This window comes from Williamsoniiplasma lucivorax ATCC 49196, from assembly GCF_000518285.1.
Lineage (GTDB): Bacteria > Bacillota_I > Bacilli_A > Mycoplasmatales > Mycoplasmataceae > Williamsoniiplasma > Williamsoniiplasma lucivorax.
Genome location: NZ_JADH01000010.1, coordinates 36,604 through 55,577 on the forward strand (window position 1 = coordinate 36,604; position 18,974 = coordinate 55,577).

General features: G+C 28.0%; 18 protein-coding genes and 1 other RNA gene. 6 read left to right on the forward strand and 13 right to left on the reverse strand.

Annotated elements, in window-relative coordinates; translation table 4 throughout:
• Positions 1–78 precede the first annotated feature (78 nt).
• From P695_RS0103085 to rpmH, 13 genes are all read right to left on the reverse strand, one after another.
• Positions 79–936, reverse strand: a complete 858-nt coding sequence (locus P695_RS0103085; RefSeq protein ID WP_028126804.1) for an Hsp33 family molecular chaperone HslO — start codon at positions 934–936, stop codon at positions 79–81.
• Positions 937–984: 48 nt separating this feature from the next.
• Positions 985–3,165 carry an ATP-dependent zinc metalloprotease FtsH gene (gene ftsH, locus P695_RS05510; protein ID WP_211227793.1) on the reverse strand — a complete coding sequence of 727 codons (2,181 nt, stop codon included), beginning with the start codon at positions 3,163–3,165 and terminating at the stop codon, positions 985–987.
• Positions 3,166–3,208: 43 nt separating this feature from the next.
• Positions 3,209–4,441: a tRNA lysidine(34) synthetase TilS gene (gene tilS, locus P695_RS0103095; RefSeq protein WP_240005802.1), complete on the reverse strand. Its 1,233-nt coding sequence runs from the start codon at positions 4,439–4,441 to the stop codon at positions 3,209–3,211.
• Positions 4,413–5,135, reverse strand: a complete 723-nt coding sequence (locus P695_RS0103100; RefSeq protein WP_028126806.1) for a tRNA1(Val) (adenine(37)-N6)-methyltransferase — start codon at positions 5,133–5,135, stop codon at positions 4,413–4,415. Before P695_RS0103100 ends, tilS begins: the two co-directional genes overlap by 29 nt.
• Positions 5,135–5,878, reverse strand: coding sequence for a DNA polymerase III subunit delta' (locus tag P695_RS0103105; RefSeq protein ID WP_028126807.1), 744 nt, complete (start codon positions 5,876–5,878; stop codon positions 5,135–5,137). The genes P695_RS0103100 and P695_RS0103105 overlap by 1 nt, the downstream gene beginning before the upstream one ends.
• On the reverse strand, positions 5,865–6,494 hold the full coding sequence (tmk, locus tag P695_RS0103110) for a dTMP kinase (RefSeq protein ID WP_028126808.1): 630 nt from the start codon (positions 6,492–6,494) through the stop codon (positions 5,865–5,867). Before tmk ends, P695_RS0103105 begins: the two co-directional genes overlap by 14 nt.
• Positions 6,494–7,087 (reverse strand): recombination mediator RecR, encoded by a 594-nt coding sequence (gene recR / locus P695_RS0103115; RefSeq protein WP_028126809.1) that lies wholly within the window; start codon positions 7,085–7,087, stop codon positions 6,494–6,496. Before recR ends, tmk begins: the two co-directional genes overlap by 1 nt.
• A gap of 1 nt (position 7,088) precedes the next feature.
• Positions 7,089–8,999, reverse strand: coding sequence for a DNA polymerase III subunit gamma/tau (gene dnaX / locus P695_RS0103120; protein WP_028126810.1), 1,911 nt, complete (start codon positions 8,997–8,999; stop codon positions 7,089–7,091).
• Between the two features lie 64 nt (positions 9,000–9,063).
• Positions 9,064–9,501 (reverse strand): nucleoside deaminase, encoded by a 438-nt coding sequence (locus P695_RS0103125; RefSeq protein WP_028126811.1) that lies wholly within the window; start codon positions 9,499–9,501, stop codon positions 9,064–9,066.
• Between the two features lie 9 nt (positions 9,502–9,510).
• An RNA gene (gene ffs / locus P695_RS06010) (signal recognition particle sRNA small type) lies at positions 9,511–9,607 on the reverse strand.
• Positions 9,608–9,765: 158 nt separating this feature from the next.
• Entirely contained in the window at positions 9,766–10,953 is a 1,188-nt protein-coding gene (gene yidC, locus P695_RS0103130; protein ID WP_028126812.1) for a membrane protein insertase YidC, read from the reverse strand.
• 14 nt (positions 10,954–10,967) lie between these two features.
• Positions 10,968–11,306 carry a ribonuclease P protein component gene (gene rnpA, locus P695_RS0103135; RefSeq protein ID WP_028126813.1) on the reverse strand — a complete coding sequence of 113 codons (339 nt, stop codon included), beginning with the start codon at positions 11,304–11,306 and terminating at the stop codon, positions 10,968–10,970.
• A 10-nt stretch (positions 11,307–11,316) separates the two neighbouring features.
• Positions 11,317–11,451 (reverse strand): 50S ribosomal protein L34, encoded by a 135-nt coding sequence (rpmH, locus tag P695_RS0103140; RefSeq protein ID WP_028126814.1) that lies wholly within the window; start codon positions 11,449–11,451, stop codon positions 11,317–11,319.
• A gap of 316 nt (positions 11,452–11,767) precedes the next feature.
• Here rpmH and dnaA point away from each other — a divergent pair, with 316 nt between their 5' ends.
• From dnaA to ald, 6 genes are all read left to right on the forward strand, one after another.
• On the forward strand, positions 11,768–13,090 hold the full coding sequence (gene dnaA, locus P695_RS0103145; protein WP_028126815.1) for a chromosomal replication initiator protein DnaA: 1,323 nt from the start codon (positions 11,768–11,770) through the stop codon (positions 13,088–13,090).
• Between the two features lie 152 nt (positions 13,091–13,242).
• A complete protein-coding gene (gene dnaN, locus P695_RS0103150; protein WP_028126816.1) occupies positions 13,243–14,370 on the forward strand; it encodes a DNA polymerase III subunit beta in 1,128 nt (375 codons plus the stop codon).
• A 351-nt stretch (positions 14,371–14,721) separates the two neighbouring features.
• Entirely contained in the window at positions 14,722–15,933 is a 1,212-nt protein-coding gene (gene ilvA, locus P695_RS0103155; RefSeq protein ID WP_028126817.1) for a threonine ammonia-lyase, read from the forward strand.
• A gap of 10 nt (positions 15,934–15,943) precedes the next feature.
• Positions 15,944–16,321, forward strand: a complete 378-nt coding sequence (locus P695_RS0103160; RefSeq protein ID WP_028126818.1) for a Rid family detoxifying hydrolase — start codon at positions 15,944–15,946, stop codon at positions 16,319–16,321.
• A gap of 43 nt (positions 16,322–16,364) precedes the next feature.
• Positions 16,365–17,519, forward strand: coding sequence for a sulfite exporter TauE/SafE family protein (locus tag P695_RS05515; RefSeq protein WP_051437371.1), 1,155 nt, complete (start codon positions 16,365–16,367; stop codon positions 17,517–17,519).
• Positions 17,520–17,692: 173 nt separating this feature from the next.
• Entirely contained in the window at positions 17,693–18,802 is a 1,110-nt protein-coding gene (gene ald, locus P695_RS0103170; RefSeq protein WP_028126819.1) for an alanine dehydrogenase, read from the forward strand.
• Positions 18,803–18,974 lie beyond the last annotated feature (172 nt).

Consider the following 18,974-nt stretch of genomic DNA (forward strand, 5'->3'; position numbering starts at 1 on the left):
TGTCTATGTTATTTTATCATTTTAAAGAGCATTTTAATTTTATTCTCTTCGCTCATATCATTAATTGAGTTGTTGTAATTAATTGATTGTTTTTAATTGTTGGTTCGTAATTTGATATTCTCTTTGACAAAAATCACAATGAACAATTACTGTTTCATTTTTTTGAATCATCTTTGCGATTTCTTTTTCACCCAAAAGCTTAATTGTATTTAAAATTTTTTCTTCATTGCAAGTACACTTAAAAATAATTTCTTTTGTATCCAAAATTTCAACATCATCAACAATTTCACTAAGCAAACTGTGGTAATTAAATGACTTAATTAACACATCTGTAATATAGTCAGAATTACCTAATTTATGCTCAATAAAATCAATATCTTCATCAGTGTGATCTGGTAATAATTGGACTAAAATCCCAACAACTTGATCAACTTCTAAATTTGCGTTTAATGTTGCTTTTGTAGCAATAAAAGAATGGATTTGGTTTGATGTTTTTAAATATTCCATAAAATTAGCATCAACTCCACCCTCAATTAAACTGATTGTTGAAATGTATGGTTGATAATTTTTTAAATAACGTCCAACCAACATTGTCCCATCACAACCTAATGCTTGATTGAATGGATTAGTTGCATGCATTACTTTGCTTGCATCAAATTGGGGGTTTTTAATAAATGATCTAATTTGGTTTTCTTGATATTCAGCAATAATTGTTCCTAAATACCCATTTTTAGCAACAATGTTAGTATTCATTGATTCACCATTTTTTAAATCTAATGAAATTAATGCGTTAGCAGCAGTTATCCGACTTAAAATAACTCCCGCAATTGGGTTAGTTTTTTGTAACTTTAAAATTTTTTTCATTGCTTCGGTGATGTTAACAATTGAAATTTTTACATTATGTTTTTTACTTATCGCTCTTATTCCTAAATCCATATTTTCTCCTTAAAGATAAAAATAACGAATTAAAGTTCGTTATTTTTACTATTTTTTATTTTCTGAATCTTCTTCTTTTTTAGCTTCATCTTTTTTCTTTGATGGTGCTTTTTTAGTTGTTGATTTAGCTTTGGGTTTATCTTCTGTTTTTACTTTATCTTCGGTTTCTTTTGGTTTTTTAGTTTTTTCAGAAGGTGCTTTTTTAGCTTTTAGTGTTTTGGGTTTATCTTCTGTTTTGTCTTCAGTTTTGCCTTCAGAAGTAGATTTATTTTTTAATTTTTCTTCTTCTTGTTTAACATCTTCAATATCAATATCTAAAATATCACCAGCTGCTTTTTTCTTAGATTCTTCTGCTCAACGTTCTTTAGCTTCCACAACTTCTTTTGGTAATTTTCCTTCTTTATCAATGAAGTCAATTTGTTCAGAAGTAATTGTTTCTAAAACATCAAGTGATTCAGCAAGCAACTCTAAAGTTTGCATATTAGCTTTGATAAGTTGTAGAGCATCTTGGTAAGAAGCATCTAAAATCTTTTGAATTTCTTTATCAATTTTAGCAGCAGTTTCATCAGAATAAGTTCCTTCAATCTTACCATATGACTCTTCAGCCATTGTTAAGAATTTGGTCATTCCTAAACTTGACATCCCGAATTGAACAACCATACGACGAGCAATGCTAGTTGCTTTATCTAAGTCATCATGTGCTCCAGTTGTTACATTTTCTTTACCAAACATAATTTCTTCAGCAGCACGCCCACCTAAATAACCGGTAATCATTGCATATAAATCTTTTTTAGATGAAAAGATAGTTTCATCTTTTGGTGTCATAATTGTGTAACCACCAGCATTTCCACGAGGAATAATGGTTACTTTTTGCACTTTAGAAGCACTTTCTAATTTCAACCCAATCAAGGCATGTCCAGATTCATGATATGAAACAATTTTCTTATCTTGTTTGGTCATTGCACGAGTTTTCTTAGCAGGACCCCCAACCACACGATCAATTGCTTCATCGATTTCAGTAATTGTAATAATTGTTTTATTTTCACGAACCATTAAAATAGCAGCTTCATTTAAAACGTTTTCAAGTTGTGCTCCAGAGAATCCAGGAGTACGTTCAGCCACACGGTGTCAATCAATTGTTGTTTCAATTTTTTTACCGCGTGCATGTAATTTAAGGATTGCTTCACGTTCACGAATATCTGGTAATGAAACTTGAATGATACGGTCGAAACGTCCTGGTCGTAATAAGGCAGGGTCTAAAACATCAGAACGGTTAGTTGCAGCCATAACAATAACTCCACTATTAGTTCCAAATCCATCCATTTCAACCAACAATTGGTTTAATGTTTGTTCACTAGTTCCAGTTCCCATTGATGATGAACGCTTACGTCCAACAGCATCGATTTCATCGATGAAAATAATACATGGCGCTGCTTTTTTGGCATCCGCAAACATTTCACGAACACGACTAGCTCCAACCCCAACAAATACTTCTTCAAATTCTGATCCAGAAATTGAGAAGAAAGCAACTCCAGCTTCACCAGCAACAGCTTTTGCTAATAAAGTTTTACCAGTTCCTGGTGGACCTTCCATAAGCACACCTTTAGGAACACGAGCTCCTGCATCAGCATATCTTTGTGGATTTTTTAAATAATCCACTAATTCAATTAATTCAGTTTTTTCTTCTTCAATTCCAGCAACATCAGAAAATCTTACATTAGTTTTGGTTTGTTTAGCACGGTTTTTCCCCATTCCGAAAATACCTTGGCCTCCACCCATTCCGCCACCTTTAGTCATTGCTTTATAAACAATAGCATAAACTACAATTAGTAATAATAATGGTAGCAATGAAGTAACTAGTGGTAATCAAGTGTTTGTACTTGCACTAGCTCATGCAAATGATTGTAAGAATTTAGTTAATTCTGGAAATACTCCACCCGACATCAATGAATAAGTTGTGTTAACAGTAAATTGAATTCAATGACCGGAAGGATTTAAATAAGCCCCAGTAATGCTAATTATTCCATTAATTCCACTATGAATACTTAAATTTTTTATCACTTCTTTACTTAAAAAGTTACCATGATCTTTAAGGTATTGGTTTAACCAAGCAACATCATGTGCTTCTGATGATCCTTTAAGAGTTAAAACAATTGTTGTGATTATAGCTGCGACTACAATTAGTAATATTATCCAAAACCATCAACTTGTTTTGCGTTTTTCCTTCATTATGTACCCCTTAATTTCTTTTTAGATTTTATCATAGTTTAAACTATTGGTTAAAATTGTTTAATACTTTCAAATCTTTTTTTTGATAAACAATTGCTTTTAAAAACCGTTTTTTATAACTTATTTTTTCATCAATTAAATATCTATTCATTTTTTTGTTTTTATAAGTTGTGATTGTTTTATATTTTTCAAAATCATTTGTAATGATGTATGGATAATATTCACCATCACTTTTGATTGTTTTTAATAACTCTAATCCATTATTAAATTCTTGAACGAATGCAAACTCATTTTTATTATTAATAATGATTGTTTTTGGTTTAATTAAATCTTTATGTAGTAAATAAAGTCTATTAAAATCTTTCATTAAAACAAATTCATTTAGTTCTATTTTTCAAAATACTTTATTTGCTGTTTTTAATCTTTTACTAATTTCAACAAGAGTTTGTTTTTTTCTTCCTTGTAATAAATCTGTTTTGTTTATTTTTTCAAAATACTGATAAACAATTCTTTGAATCATTTCACTGGTCATTTTTTTTAATTGTTGATCAAGTGCTAATTCTTGATCAAATAAATTTTTTTCTAGATAAATATTTGCTTGTTTAATCTCTTGTTCTAATACTTGATTGGCTTCAAAAATTTGTTTGATATATTTTGCAAAATCTTTTTCAGCTAGGTTTTTTCTAATTTTATTACGTTGATATTTTTCATCAAAATTTGTTAAATCAAACACATAAGCAATTTTTTGATCATTTAAAATTTTTAAAATTTCACTTTTTTTAAAATCTAAAATTGGTCTGACAACCAACATCTTTTTGTATGATGAAATTGGTTTAATCCCCCAATATTGAATTAAGTTTTGTCTTTGTAATTGCATTAAATAAGTTTCAACCACATCATTTTGGTTGTGGGCAATCAAGACATGATTAATTTGATATTTCTTTCCTATTTCAACAAAAAAATCATATCGTTGTTCGCGAGCCCAAGCCTCAAAATTTAATTTTAAATTTTGATAAAACTTTGGATCAATTGTCTTGATTTCTAATACGAGATTATGTTCTCGACAAAAATCTTCAACTATTTTTTGATCAAGGTGGGAATCTTTTCTAAAATTATAATTAACATGACAAACAACAATTTTTTTTGGTTTTTGTTTAAGTAATCAAGACAACAAAAACATACTATCTGGTCCGCCAGATACTCCAATTAAATACTCATTATTAACATCAAAATTATTCATAAAATCACTAATCCCTAAACATCGCCAACAATTCATTGGTGTATGTTTCATCAGCATTATGAGCAATTAAAGGGGGTAAAATATTCATTCCTTCTTTACCATTTAAAACTCCATCAAGTAAAACTGTTTTAGCTTTTTGATCACTTTTAGAATGAACAAAACGCATTCTTTTTGGTGCTAATTTATTTTTATAAAATAAATTGATAATCTCTCCTGCTCGTTCTGCGCGATGAACAATTGTAAAAACTCCACCATTCCTTAAAACTTGACTAGCAGAATAAATAATTTCTTCTAAAGTAATTAGTGTTTCGTGTCTTGCATTAACAACTTCTTCACTTAATTCTTTAGTTTTTGTTGCAACTTCCATTTTAAAAAATGGTGGATTACAAATCACTGCATCAAATTTATGACGATTAATTTTGGCGAATTCTTTAATATCGGCCTGGATAATTTCAATTTGATTACCAAGTTGATTTAACTCAACATTTCCTCTTGCTAATTTGGCAGCTTTACTTTGAATCTCAATACCACAAATATATGCTTTTGTATATTTGCTAATAATCAAGGGAATGACTGCATTGTTTGTACCAAAATCAGCAATGGTTTTGATTTTTGAATTAAGATTCAAAAATCTTGAAACCAAAACACTATCTAAAGTAAAAGAAAACATCTTTGTATCTTGATACAAAGTGCGATCTTTATAACCTAAAATGTCGTTTTGAATTTTCATTAAAGCCTTTCTGCAATTTTAATAAAATAATTATCAATTGCTAATTTATCATTTGGTAATTTCTTTAAATCTTCAATCAAAATAATTGTATCTTCAGCAAATTGTGGAAATTTTTTGATGATTGTTCGATTAAATGCTTGTTCTAATATTTCAATAAAACTAGCTTTATCAATTTTTTTAAAATTGTTTGCTGATAATAAATATTCTTCTTTGGAATTAGTTATTAAAAGTTTTTCCAAAGCATTTAATTCACGATCATCAGCGTTTGTTTCAATCACAAAAAGTTTACATCTCGATTTGATTGTTGGAATAATATTTGTGCGATCCTTACTTAAAAGTAGAGCATATGTATTTAAAGGTGGTTCTTCTAAAAACTTTAATAAAGCATTACTTGCACCAATTTTTAAATTTTCAACAACATTAATAACATAAACTTTAATTGCTGTTTTTTCAATTGAAGTTAATGAAAATTTATCCATGATTTGCTTCACTTCTTCTTTAGAAATTTCTGAAGTTCCATCACCAAGATGAATCACATCAAACAACAATTTCTTTTTCGCTCTTTCACAAGACACACAACGATCATCTAAATCGGAACCGTTTTCACAAAACATATACCTGATTAGTTCTTCACTAATTTCTTGAGCATCTTGGATATTTTTTGAATTTAAAATGATTGATGAATAAAGATTATTATTTTTATAAAGTTGTTTAAGTTCATTAATTAAATTATTTTTTAACATAATTCTTAATTGCTTCTAAAATAATTTTTTCAGTTTCTTTTTGAACTTCAACAACTGGTAAATTTGTATTCACTACTTTAAATCTTTCCGGATATTTTTTAATTAAAATTTCATATCCTTCTTTTACTTTAGTTTTAAAACTAGTTCCTTCAACATCTAATCTATTTTGTTCTTCATTGCGCATTTGCATTCTTTTTTCTGCTTCTTGTGGGTCGACACTAAAAAATAAAGTTAGATCGGGAATATATTTTCCAATCACAATTCTTTGCACTTGATCAACATTATCAATCCCAATACCACGAGCATGCCCTTGATAAGCGCTTGTTGAATCCATAAATCGATCAGAAATAACAATTTTCCCAGCTTCTAAAGCTGGAATAATAACTTTAACTAAATGTTCACGACGAGCCGCCAAAAATAATAATGCTTCTGTCCAACCATCAATTCCTAAAGTTTGTTCAGTTAAAACTAATTGCCTAATATCTTCAGCAACCTTTTCTCCCCCGGGTTCACGTGTAAAAACAACTTCATAACCTAAAGTTTTGAGTGTTGATTCAATCTTTTGAATAGCTGTTGTTTTACCAGAACCATCCATTCCTTCTAAAGTAATAAACATTATTTCACCTTCATTTCTTTTCTATTATTTAATGCATGTTCTAAAGTTGATTCATCCATATAATCAAGCATACCACCACTCGGAATTCCTTTAGCAATTCTTGTGGTTTTGATTTTTTTAGTGTTTGCAATTTTGGATAAATAATTAGCTGTTACTTCACCTTCAAATGTTGCATTTAAAGCAAGAATTAATTCGGTTTTTGAGTTCACCCTTTCAAACAGTTCATTAATCTTTAAATCTTCAGGTTTAATATTTTTATTTAAATTAATTTCTCCACCTAAAATTGCATAACGACCTTTGTATTTTTTGTATTTTTCAATGTTCATCGCATCAATTGTTGTTGCCACCACACAAATAATATTAGGATCTCTTGATTCGTCTACACAGATTTCGCAAAGATCATTATTTAAAGTTAAATAAAAACATTCTTTACAAATTTTAAAATCAGTTTTAATTTCTTTTAATTGTTGAATCATCTCATCTAATTTTGGTTTGTTATTAATTAAATCAATAACTAATCTTTCTGAAGTTTTTTTAGTTAAACCTTGATATTTGGAAATCAAACTTATAATTTCATTAAATTCTTTTTCCATCTTATTCACCTATTTTAATGTTTTCACCAAAAAGATCTTCGGCTGCTTTTTGTAAATCATTTTTATCGTGGTTGCTTTCATAATATAAATCTACAAGTTTTTTAACTTCATAAGTTGGTAAGGTATTGTTATTTTTTTTATGAATAAAATCTTTTTTAACAAAGTCTCATTTATTTTTATCTAAAACATAAAAAATTAGTCCCTCATTAAAAATTGCTGTCACATCTTTTCTAAAATCTGGTTTAGTTAATTCATTAACTAGAAAGTTTGTTTCGAGAGAAGTTGGGAAGTTAATTAATACTTCATTTTCAGAAACAGCAGATACTTTAGCCCCATAAAATGGCATAAATCGATTAGCTATTTTTAAGTTTACTAAATAACCATTTTGATCAGTTTTAAATCAGTTTGTAATAACTTCTTCAACACTGTTTCTTTTTTCTTTTTTAGCACCAACTAGCAAATTAATCACATCATCAGTTGGAACTGATGGAATGTTTTTGATTGCTTGTGATTCAATTGATTTATTTGTGTAATCAGCAATAAATTCATTGATTGTTTGTTTGATTTTTTCTTCTGAAATAATTTTTGGGGTTGGTTCAATTTTAATTTCTTTACTTATTTCTTTCTTTTCAAGAATTGGTTCAACTTGAACCAATTCTTCTTGATGTGGTTTTTGTTCTTCAATTTCCACACTCACTTTAATTGTTGGTTCAATTTCTAATTCTTCAATGATTGGTTCAGGTATTGGTGTAGGTTTAATTATTTCAATTTTTGGGTTGGCAATTTTAGTGACTTCAACATTAGGTTCTGAACTTGATTTTTCTTGGGCATCATTTTTATTGATTGATTTTAATAAACTGATCAAAATATAATTAAAACTAATTTGACTACCTTTGGTTTTTGAATATGCTTCACTTAAATGATCAGCAATTGAAAATAATGATGCTAAATTAGTATTAACTTGATTAACATCTTTTAAATCTAAAACATTTAGTAAGGCTTCATTATGAGTTAATTTATATTCAATTAATTCTTTTAAAATTTCAATTAAACTTAATGCAAAAACATCAAAGTCCATTCCTTGATTTTCCGCATTTTCAAAATATTCAATTAAACTATTAGCATCATTTTGAACAATGTTTTTAATCACTTTAATTTTTTCTTGTTTTGAAGCGATATAAAAAATATTTTTTAAACTTTTGATTGTAATAACCTCGTCATTAACAACCATTAGTTGTTCTAATGTATTTAATGCATCACGAAGCGAACCATCACTTAAGTAATAAATTTCTTCAACTACATCATCATTTTCAAAACTAAATCCTTCTGTTTTGGCCACAAACTCAATACGTTCTTTCATTGCTTGTTTTTGAATTTTTTTAAAATTTAAAACTTGACATCTAGAAATGATAGTTTGAGGAATTTTAGCAAATTCAGTTGTCGCTAAAACAAAAATAGCATGTAGTGGGGGTTCTTCTAAAGTTTTTAGTAAAGCATTAAAAGCAGCTTTACTTAACATGTGCACTTCATCAATAATATAAATTTTATAATTTCCTAAAATTGGTAAAGTTGAAACATTATTTTTGATGTTTCTAATTTCTTCAACACCATTATTAGATGCAGCATCAATTTCATAAATATCAGGTGATTGACCACTATTTGAAGCAAGACAACTTTCACATGTTTCACATGGATTTCCATCAATTAAATTTTCGCAATTAATTGCTTTAGCAAAAATACGAGCAGTTGATGTTTTACCAGTTCCCCGTTGGCCAGTAAAGAGAAATGCATGTGTGAATGATTTTTCAATTAACTCTTTTTTAATAATATTAACAACATTAAAATGTCCAGCAACATCATCAAATGTTGAGGGTCTATATTTTCTATATAATGAACTTTTACTATTAAACATTTTCTCTTCCTCTATAAATATTTTACTTTTAAATATAAATTAACTTACTTTTTCTTTGTAATAATTAACGAAGTTTTTTAAAAAAACTTTCAATTTTTTCTTGGCAATTTTTAGTTTGGTCTTTTGTTCCAACTTTTCTTAATGTAAATTTAATGTCATTAATACATAAATTTTTTAACACTCCATATTTGGTACCATCAAGAATGTATTCAACATTTTGAATTTTGGCTTGTTTAATTGCACCATAACACATCACACAAGGTTCTAAGGTTGAAATTATTTTATATTCATTTAAATTTAGTGATTTTATTTTTTTAGATAATTTGTTAATCGCAACAATTTCTGCATGAGCAGTAATCTCACTTTTTCTTTCACATTTATTAACACCAAAACTGACGATGTTGTTTTGTTGATCAACAATAATTGCTGATACGGGAACATCATTATGTTTTTTTGTTTTTTCAATAACTTGCATTAAAAATGAAAATTGTTGATCTGTCATAACCTCTCCTAAAAAAATAAAACCACTATACAAGACACGTTTCCTTATAGCTGCTACCTTCCGGTTCTGACTAAGTTCAGATGTTATCTTTATAATGGCTATATTATTTTACCACACTAAACACCCTAAGAATATATCTGGTTTCTTTTAAATTATAATATTTTATTCTCTTTTAACGTGATTAATTTTATAGTTTTGTTTGTTTGTTATTTTGTTTTTTATAATAAAAACCAAAACTTTTTCAAGATTTTGGTTTTTAAAATATTATTCAATTACTTTAGCTATTTTATTAGTTTGACGTAAACGACGTTGGCGTTCACGATTTCCTCTTTTAACATGTTTTTGATTGTAGAAGTGGAAACCTAAAGTTTGGGTAATTTGGAATGTTGAAGAAAGAATTCAGTAGATTGCAACTCCAGAAGAAACTGTCGCCACAATGAAGATAAATACAACCATCATCACTAATTGCATAATTAAATTACGTTTTCTTGCTTTTCTTTGCGCTTCAGTTAGTGTTGAAGATTTTTGTTTAATATATTGCAGAATTGTCGGTAACAACATTGAAATAATTTGTAATGGTAGATAAACCACAAGAAGCACAATATAAATTGGTTCTCCATGTGTCATTCTTTCCCATGGAGCTTCAATTAAGGAAATAACTCCAACGTTAGCAACTTTTAGTGCTCGGGTTGATCTAATAATTGCATAGATCGCAAATAAGAATGGAAGGGGAGCAAATGAACTTGTCACAGCACTCATTGGTGAAAGACCTTCTTTTTTATATAAAGCAGATGTTTCCATTTGTTGTTTCTGTCGGGATTGCGTGTCTTTTTTACCTTTATATTTGGCCGTAATTTCAGCCTGTTTTAACTGCAAGAGTTGCATTTTTTCTTGGTTTTTTTGGGATTTTCAACTAAAGATTAAAGTTAAAGCACGCACGATAAGCACTGTGAAGAAGATGGCAAAGAATGCTGAAATTCCATAACTTTGTTGTGCTGCACTTGATAGATCTGGATTTAATGTTCCATTAAATCCTTTTAAAATTCCAACAAGAATAAATGCCATTGGGTAAACAAATAATCCATAGAATAATGATCCACTTGTTTTGGTAAATGCTTCAGCTCAAGTAGTTATCCCATTATAACCTGGTTCGAAGTCGAAACCACCACCATGGGTTTTTCCACCAATTTCACCAAGTGAGGCAATAACAATCTCAAATGCTGTTCCTGGAGCATAAACAGTTGTTCCAGTCATGTCCGTAACTTGTGAAACCACATAATTACTTTGATACATTTGAATACATCCTCATAACATTGAAATAATAATTAATAAAAATCCTAATATTTTTAAGACCTTTAAAGCTATTTTAAGTTTTGCTTTAAGATCTTTTTTTTGATTAGGACCACTTTTGGGGTTCAAATGACTCATCACACTATGATGTTGTTTATACATATCTAAACCCCTTTCTATTTATTGTTTTTGAGTTTTGCTAGTATTTTTTTGAATTCATTATTAGTTTGAATGTAATCCATTTTTAAATAAACTGGTCTTGCAATAATAATAATTTTAAAATTAAGATTTCCAAATTCTGGTAAAGCATCAAATACTTGGTTTCTAATTTGTCTTTTAATTTTATTTCTAACAACTGCATTGCCAATTTTTTTTCCAACAGAAATTCCAAATTCTAGTTTTGCTTCGTTTGTTTTTTTAAAATAAACAACAAACGAAGGATTTTTTAAAACTTTATTTTGTTTGATTATTTCTTGAAATTCAAAATTTTTTTTAATAATTCGTTTGTTTTTCATTTAAGTAAAATTAAGCAGAAAGTTTAGCTCTTCCTTTTGCTCTACGAGCATTAATTACTCTTCTTCCGTTTTTAGTAGACATTCTAGCTCTAAAGCCGTGAGTGCGAGCATGTTTGATTTTTGATGGTTGTCAAGTTCTTTTCATTTTGATTCACTCCTTCCGTTCTTGATTTTTGATTTATAAAATACAATTAATATTATACATTGTTTTTATGTTCTTGTTCTATAGTTTTTATGCTTAATTGTCTTATTTGTCGTTATAAATAGTCTTTTCAACAATATATACACACTTATAAAAGCTAATGTGGATAAGTGGAGAAAAAGATTAAAGATGTGTATTGTTTGGTTTTTTTAAATATTTATCTTTAAGAAAAAAGAAGGAAAAAAAACTTATCAACAGATTTCTTTTGTTTTAAAAAAAAATAAATATAATCTATTAATAAACAACTTGAAAGGAAATTATGATTGATATTGATATTTGAGAAAAAATTAAGGAAAAGCTTTCGCAAGATTCTAAAATTAATCAGGAAGTCTATAATTCATACATTTCAAAAGCTAGTTTTATTGAAAATAAAAAAAATGATTATACTTTAGTTGTTAAAAGTTCTTTAGGTGCCAGACTTGTTGAAAAATATCTGCAAAACATTGGGGAAATTATTAAAAAAATCACTAATCAATTGCCCCAAATCGATATTACAACAATTGATAAATTCAAAAAGAAGGAAAAAATAATTAAAGAGATTGAAGAAAAAAAATCAAATGATTTTGAGTTTAGTTTTGAACACTTTATTCATGGTCCAAGTAATGTTTTAGCTTTTAAAGCTGCCCATAGTATTGTTGAAAAACCAGGGGAATGATCACCATTATTTATTTATGGAGATTCTGGGTTAGGAAAAACTCACTTACTAAAAGCTATTGTTTATGAAATTGAAAATAAAAAACCAGATTTAAAAGTTAAATATATTAGTAGTGAAGAGTTTGCTTCACAAGTTGTTGATGCTTTACAAAAAGGGTTAGATTCAATCGAAACATTAAAAAAAGACTTTATTTCTTATGATTTTTTACTAATTGACGATATTCAGTTTTTAGCAAAAAAAGAAAAAACAAATGAAATTTTATTTACTATTTTTAACAATTTCCTTGAAAATAAAAAACAACTTGTTTTTTCAAGTGATAAATTACCAGATAATTTAAATGGTTTTGACGTTCGATTAATTACTCGTTTTAATTTAGGATTAACAACACCAATTAAACCTTTAGATTTCCATACAGCTTTATATATCGTTGATAATGAGTTTAAATTACAAGGAATTACCCAAAAAATCCCTGAAGAAGTGAGAAGTCATATTGCTAAATTCTATGCTAATGATGTTAGAAAAATTAAAGGTTGCATTCGCAAAATTAATTTTTGAATTATGACAAATGAAAATGCTGTTTTAGATCTTGATTTATTAAATGAGATTTTTAAAGATATGCCAATTACTAATTTAGGTATCTTGAATGTTAAGAAAATTAAAGAAATTGTCGCTGAAAAATATGGAATTCCTTTTAAAACTCTTGATGGTAAGGTTAGAACGAGCGTGATTGTTAATGCTCGACATATTGCAATGTATTTAACAAGAGAAATTTTAGGTCATAGTTTAACTGCAATTGGTTCTGAATTTGGTGGAAGAGACCACACAACAGTCATGAGCGGGATTCAAAAAGTAGAAAAAACAATTTTGACTGATAAAAATTTTAAAAATCAAATTGAAGGTTTAAAAAATCTTGTTATTTCTAAATAAATGTTGATAACTTTTAAGTGAAATATTAATAACTTTGTTGTATTTTTCACATAAAATAAAGTTTTAAAGTTGTTATCCACAAACTAACAGCATAATAATAAGAAAATAAATAAAAGAAACAAAACCACCCAACACAAAACTAAGGAGAAAATATGGAATTCATTATAAATAGAAACAGCTTTTTTGAAGAATTATCTAAAGCAACAAAAATTATTGATTATAAAACAATAAACCCAATTTTGACAGGCGTCTTAATTGAATTGACTGAAAACAAACTTGTTTTAATTTCAACAAATGGAATTTTGTCTTTAAAAACGATTTTAAACAATGAAAATGCTGATTTAGAAGTCAAACAAACAGGAAGAATTTTAATTAAAGCTAAGCACATCCTAGAAATTTTAAAAAGATTAGATGATGATTTAATAACTATTTCAGTTGTTGAAAACAACGAAATCAAAATCAAAACAACAAAAACAGAGTTTAATTTAGGGATTTTAGATGCTGATGATTATCCTTTAATTGGGTTTAGGGAAAAAGGAATTGAACTTGATCTTGATTCAAAAGAAATTAAGAAAGCAATTAGTCAAACAATTATTTCAATTAATGAATGAAATAAAAAAATCACCTTAACAGGGATGAATTTTAAAACAAAAGACAACCACCTTTTAATCTCAACAACAGACATGTTTCGTATTAGTCAAAAGAAAATCCCTCTTGAAACAAATAGAATTGAAAATATTAACTTAACAATTCCTCATGTTTCAATTGTTGATCTTTCTAAAATTATTGAACATACTAAAAAATTTAAAATATTAATCAATGAAGCACAAGTTACTTTTATTTTAGATAACACAATTTTCCAAAGTAATTTAATTGATGGGCAATTTCCAAATGTAGAAGGAGTTTTCCCACAAGAATTTACAACAACAATCACAGTTAATTCAAAAACAATTCTTAAAACACTTAACCGAGCTGACATTCCAACAGATGATAATTTATCACCAGTTATTAATATGCAAATCCAACAAAACAAAATTCTTTTTAAATCATTAATTACTGAAGTTGGGACTTTTGAAGAAGAATTTAATAATTTTACTTGTGAAAAATTTGAAGAATTAAACATCAATTTTAATACAAAATTTTTAATTGAAGCAATTAGAAGTTTTGATGATGAAATGATTGAATTAAATTTTATTAATAATGTCAAACCAGTTGTGATCAATAAAAAAGGATCAGAAGAATTAAAACAAGTTGTTCTTCCAACTTACATTACAAATTAAGAAACCTAAAGAGCACAAATTATCAAAATTTGTTGAAAAATCTCTTTTTTTTGTAAAAAAATAAAAAAAATATCGATTTTTCCGTACTTTTCTTAAATTACATCATTTTTATCGCTGGTTTTTCTTATATAATATAGTTAGAGATTTTTCCGAAAAAAAACAAATTATTAGAAAAATCTCTATTAAAAGTAAATAAATTCAATAATGAAGTTGTTTTATTAATAAACTTAGAATATGTTAACTTAAGGACACCTCCTTTTTCAAGGCGGTGACCTTAACATACTCTAATCTCTTATATACTTGAAAAACAATTATAATTTTATTTTTAAAACGATTCATGAAAGGTATAAAATGAAAAATGTCGTAACATCGAAGGACTTTCTAGATAGATATGAAATAATCAAACCATATATTAATAGAACACCACTTATTTATGCAATTAAATTAAGTGAATTGTCAAATAATGATGTTTTTGTAAAGTTAGAAAATTTGCAAAAAGCAGGATCTTTTAAAATTAGAGGAGCTTTATCAAAAATTTTATCTTTAACTGAAGAAGAGAAAAAAAGAGGAATAATTGCAGCAAGTATGGGAAACCACTCGCAAGGAGTTGGTTATGCTGGAAAAATGTTAAATATCCCAACAACAATAGTTATGCCAAAAACTGCACCGATTGCTAAAATTAATGCCACAAAAAAATATGGTGTTGATTTAGTATTAGATGGTGTGTTTTTTGACGATGCTCAAAAAAAAGCGCAAGAAATTGCTAAAGAAAAAGATTTAGTTTTAGTTCATGCCTTTAATGATATAGATATTGTTAAAGGACAAGGATCGATTGGAATTGAAATTTTAGAAGATGTAAAAGATGCCGACTATGTGTTAGTTCCAATTGGTGGTGGTGGAATAATGGCTGGTATTTCAGCTTATATTAAACAAGTAAATCCAAAATGTAAATTAATTGGGGTTGAAAGCGAGAATGTTCCATCATATTTTGAATCAAGAAAAACAGGTAAACCATTCTTAGTTAGTGCTAAACCATCAATTGCTGATGGTATCGCTGTAAAACAAACAGGAGATATAACATTTGAAATTTTAAACAAATATTGTGATGATGTTATTTTGGTTTCAGAAGAAGAAATTGCAGAAACTATTTTGTTCTTATTTGAAAATTGTAAAATTGTAGCAGAAGGTGCAGGAGCAACAACTGCTGCAGCAGTCTTATTTAATAAATTAAACGTACAAAACAAAAAAATAGTTTGTGTTTTGACAGGTGGAAATATTGATGTCACATCATTTTTAAATATTACAAACCGTGTTTTATTCCAAACAAAAAGAAGAACAGTTTTAAAAATTGAAGCACCAATAAGTAAAGATTCTTTATCAGAAATTACAAATATAATCTATAAAAATGGAATTCAAATTTTTAAAATATCAGAATCACAACTAGAAAATTCATTAAGAATAAACCGTGAAATAATCAAGGTTGTTTTAGATATCAACCAACCTGTTGAATTAGAAAATTTAGAAAAAAATTTAACTACTCACGGATTTGAAATTGTTAATTAAAGGAGAAAAAATGAAATTATTTAATGCAAATAAAGCTCCCAACGCTGTTGGGCCATATTCACATGCAGTTATTTTAAAAAACGGTTTTATATATATTTCTGGTCAAATTGGACTTGATCATGAAAGTATGCAAATGCCCAATGAAATTGAAAAGCAAACAGAAAATATTTTAAAAAATATTGATGCAATTTTAACTGAAGCTGGTTATAAAAAGAATGATATTGTAAAAACAACAATCTTTTTAAAAAATATCAAAGATTTTGAAATTGTTAATAATCTTTACGGAAATTATTTTCAAGAACACAAACCAGCTCGCAGCACTGTTGAGGTTTCAAATTTACCAAAAAATGGTCTAATTGAAATAGAAGTGATTGCTTTTTCTGATTAAAATTTTAAACAATAAAAAAATTTAGAAAGGAAAAAGATATAAAATGAAATCTTTAAAAAATTTACAAAAAAAAGAAAAACCTGTAACGCCAGCAGATCAACTTGTTACAAAAAATGATTATAGAAAAAACCTAAAAAAATGATTACTATTTTTGGTATCTTCATTAGTTGCAACAACAATAGCTTTAGTGCTTAATTACACAGTTACACTAAAAGGTGAAGATGTTTTTGGCACCACACAAGGGATTATTGCATTTTTAATAATGATTCTGCTTTTAATTGCAGCAATTGCATACAGTATTGTCTATTTCATCATATCCCTAAAATATAAATATAATGATGAAGGTATAAACAAAAGAAATGCTGCTATCGCAGGGTTTGTTGCTGGATTTGGGGATACAATTGGGGTGAGTTCATTTGCACTTTCAACAGCCACACTTAAAGGGACAAAAAATATTAAAGATGACACAAAATTGCCAGGAACTTTAAATGTTGCTTTTGCAGTAAGTGCAACAATTGAAGCCGCATTATTTGTTGGGGCAGTTAAAATTGATCTTGCTACACTAGGGATTTTACTAGTAGCAGTTTTGATTGGTACATATTTTGGTTCACTGCTTGTTACTAAAATTAAGGACCCAAAAATTGTCAAAATCGTTATGGGTGTAGTGCTATTTGTTGTTGGTATTTTTATGATTATAAATAATGTAGGGGCAATTAAAATTTCGGCTCTTGGGGATCCAACATCATTAATAGATGAAAATAATATTTGAAGAATTATTGTTGGGGTTATATTATTCTTATTTTTAGGAGGGGTTCAATCATTTGGGGTTGGATCATCTGCACCAGCAATTGCAGGATTATCATTATTAGGAATGGATATGAAATACATTTTTGTAATTATTACATCTGCAGCTGCATTAAGTATGGTTCCTGCTGCAATCAACTTTATTAGAAAAAAACAATATATGCAACTAACATCAAATATGATTCAAATTTCATCGGTGTTTGGGGCAGCTCTTGCATTCTCACTTATTTTTGTGGGACTACAAGCGGCTATAGGTAAAGATAATTATGAGGTGTTTAGTAAAGTCCTTAAATGGATTGGGACTGCTGTAATTTTCTACGTATCTATTACAATGCTTGTTGAATACTACTTAAATATTAAAAAAAATAAAAAAGCAAAAGTTCAAACATATTAAAAAAACGAACAATAAGAAGCATATATTAACTTAAGAACAACACTTCTAACATAAAAATCATTAGTGGTCATGTCGCGTTAAAATTGCTATAAAAAGGATACAGAGAACAAAAATAACTATTAAATGTACTTATTTTCTATATTAAAGAAAATACAAAGTCAGGAGTAAATAAAATGAAAATCGGAATACCAAAAGAAATTAAAAGCCAAGAAAATCGTGTGGCGATTACCCCTTCGGGAGTAAGAGAATTAGTTAAATTTAAACATGAAGTTTATGTAGAATCTAATTGCGGATTAGGTAGTGGTTATGAAGACGCAGAATATATTAAAGCAGGAGCAAAAGTTTTACCTAATGCAAGTGATGTTTGAAAAAGTGAAATGATTATAAAAGTGAAAGAACCTTTAGAATCTGAATATAAATACTTTTATCCAAATCAAATTATCTTTACATACTTTCATTTAGCTTCAAATAAAAAATTAACAGAAGAATTATTAAAATCAAAAGTTATAGCAATTGCATATGAAACAATTAGGGGTAAAGATGGATCAATTCCATTATTACGACCAATGAGTGAGGTTGCTGGCCGTCTTGCCATAATCAATGGAATGTGATATATGTTTAAAACAAATAACGGAACTGGTCTATTAATGAATGGAACACCAGGGACAGAAAAAGCAAATGTTACTATCATTGGTGGTGGAGTTGCTGGTAAAGCAGCAGCAAATATGGCAGCCAATTTAGATTGTAATGTAACAGTTATTGAATATGATGAAAACAAAATTAGAGACTTATTTGATTTATTCGGAAATAAAGTAAATTTATTAAAATCAAATGAAGCGAATATTGAAAAAGCTGTAATTAACAGTGACTTAGTTGTTTCAACAGTTTTAATACCAGGTGCTCTTGCGCCAAAATTGGTTACTGAAAAAATGGTTAAACAAATGAAAAAAAACAGTATTATTATTGATGTGGCAATTGATCAAGGTGGTAGTGTTGAAACTATTGACCATGCAACAACACATGACAACCCAATTTTTAAAGTTCATGATGTAATTCATTACTCAGTAGCAAACATGCCGGGAGCAGTTCCTAAAACTAGTACAAATGCATTAACAAATGCAACAATTGACTATGCTGTTAAAATTGCCAATGGTAATTTAAAAGAATTAATTAAAAAGGATCCAGGATTTAAATTAGGGTTGCAAACCATTGATGGAAAACTTGTATTTTCAGCAGTGGCGGATGCTCACAAATTACCATACACAAATATTGATGAATTATAAAATTTAAGAAAATAAAAAGTATGTTACTAATTTAATGTGTAAAAACAAACGCAAAAAACAAATTCGACATTTTATAGAGGGTCTTTACGGATTTTTGTGTAAATTCATTTTTACTCATTATTCAATTACGACCCTCCCTTCAAACATTATATAAAAGTGAGCCAGTGCAGAT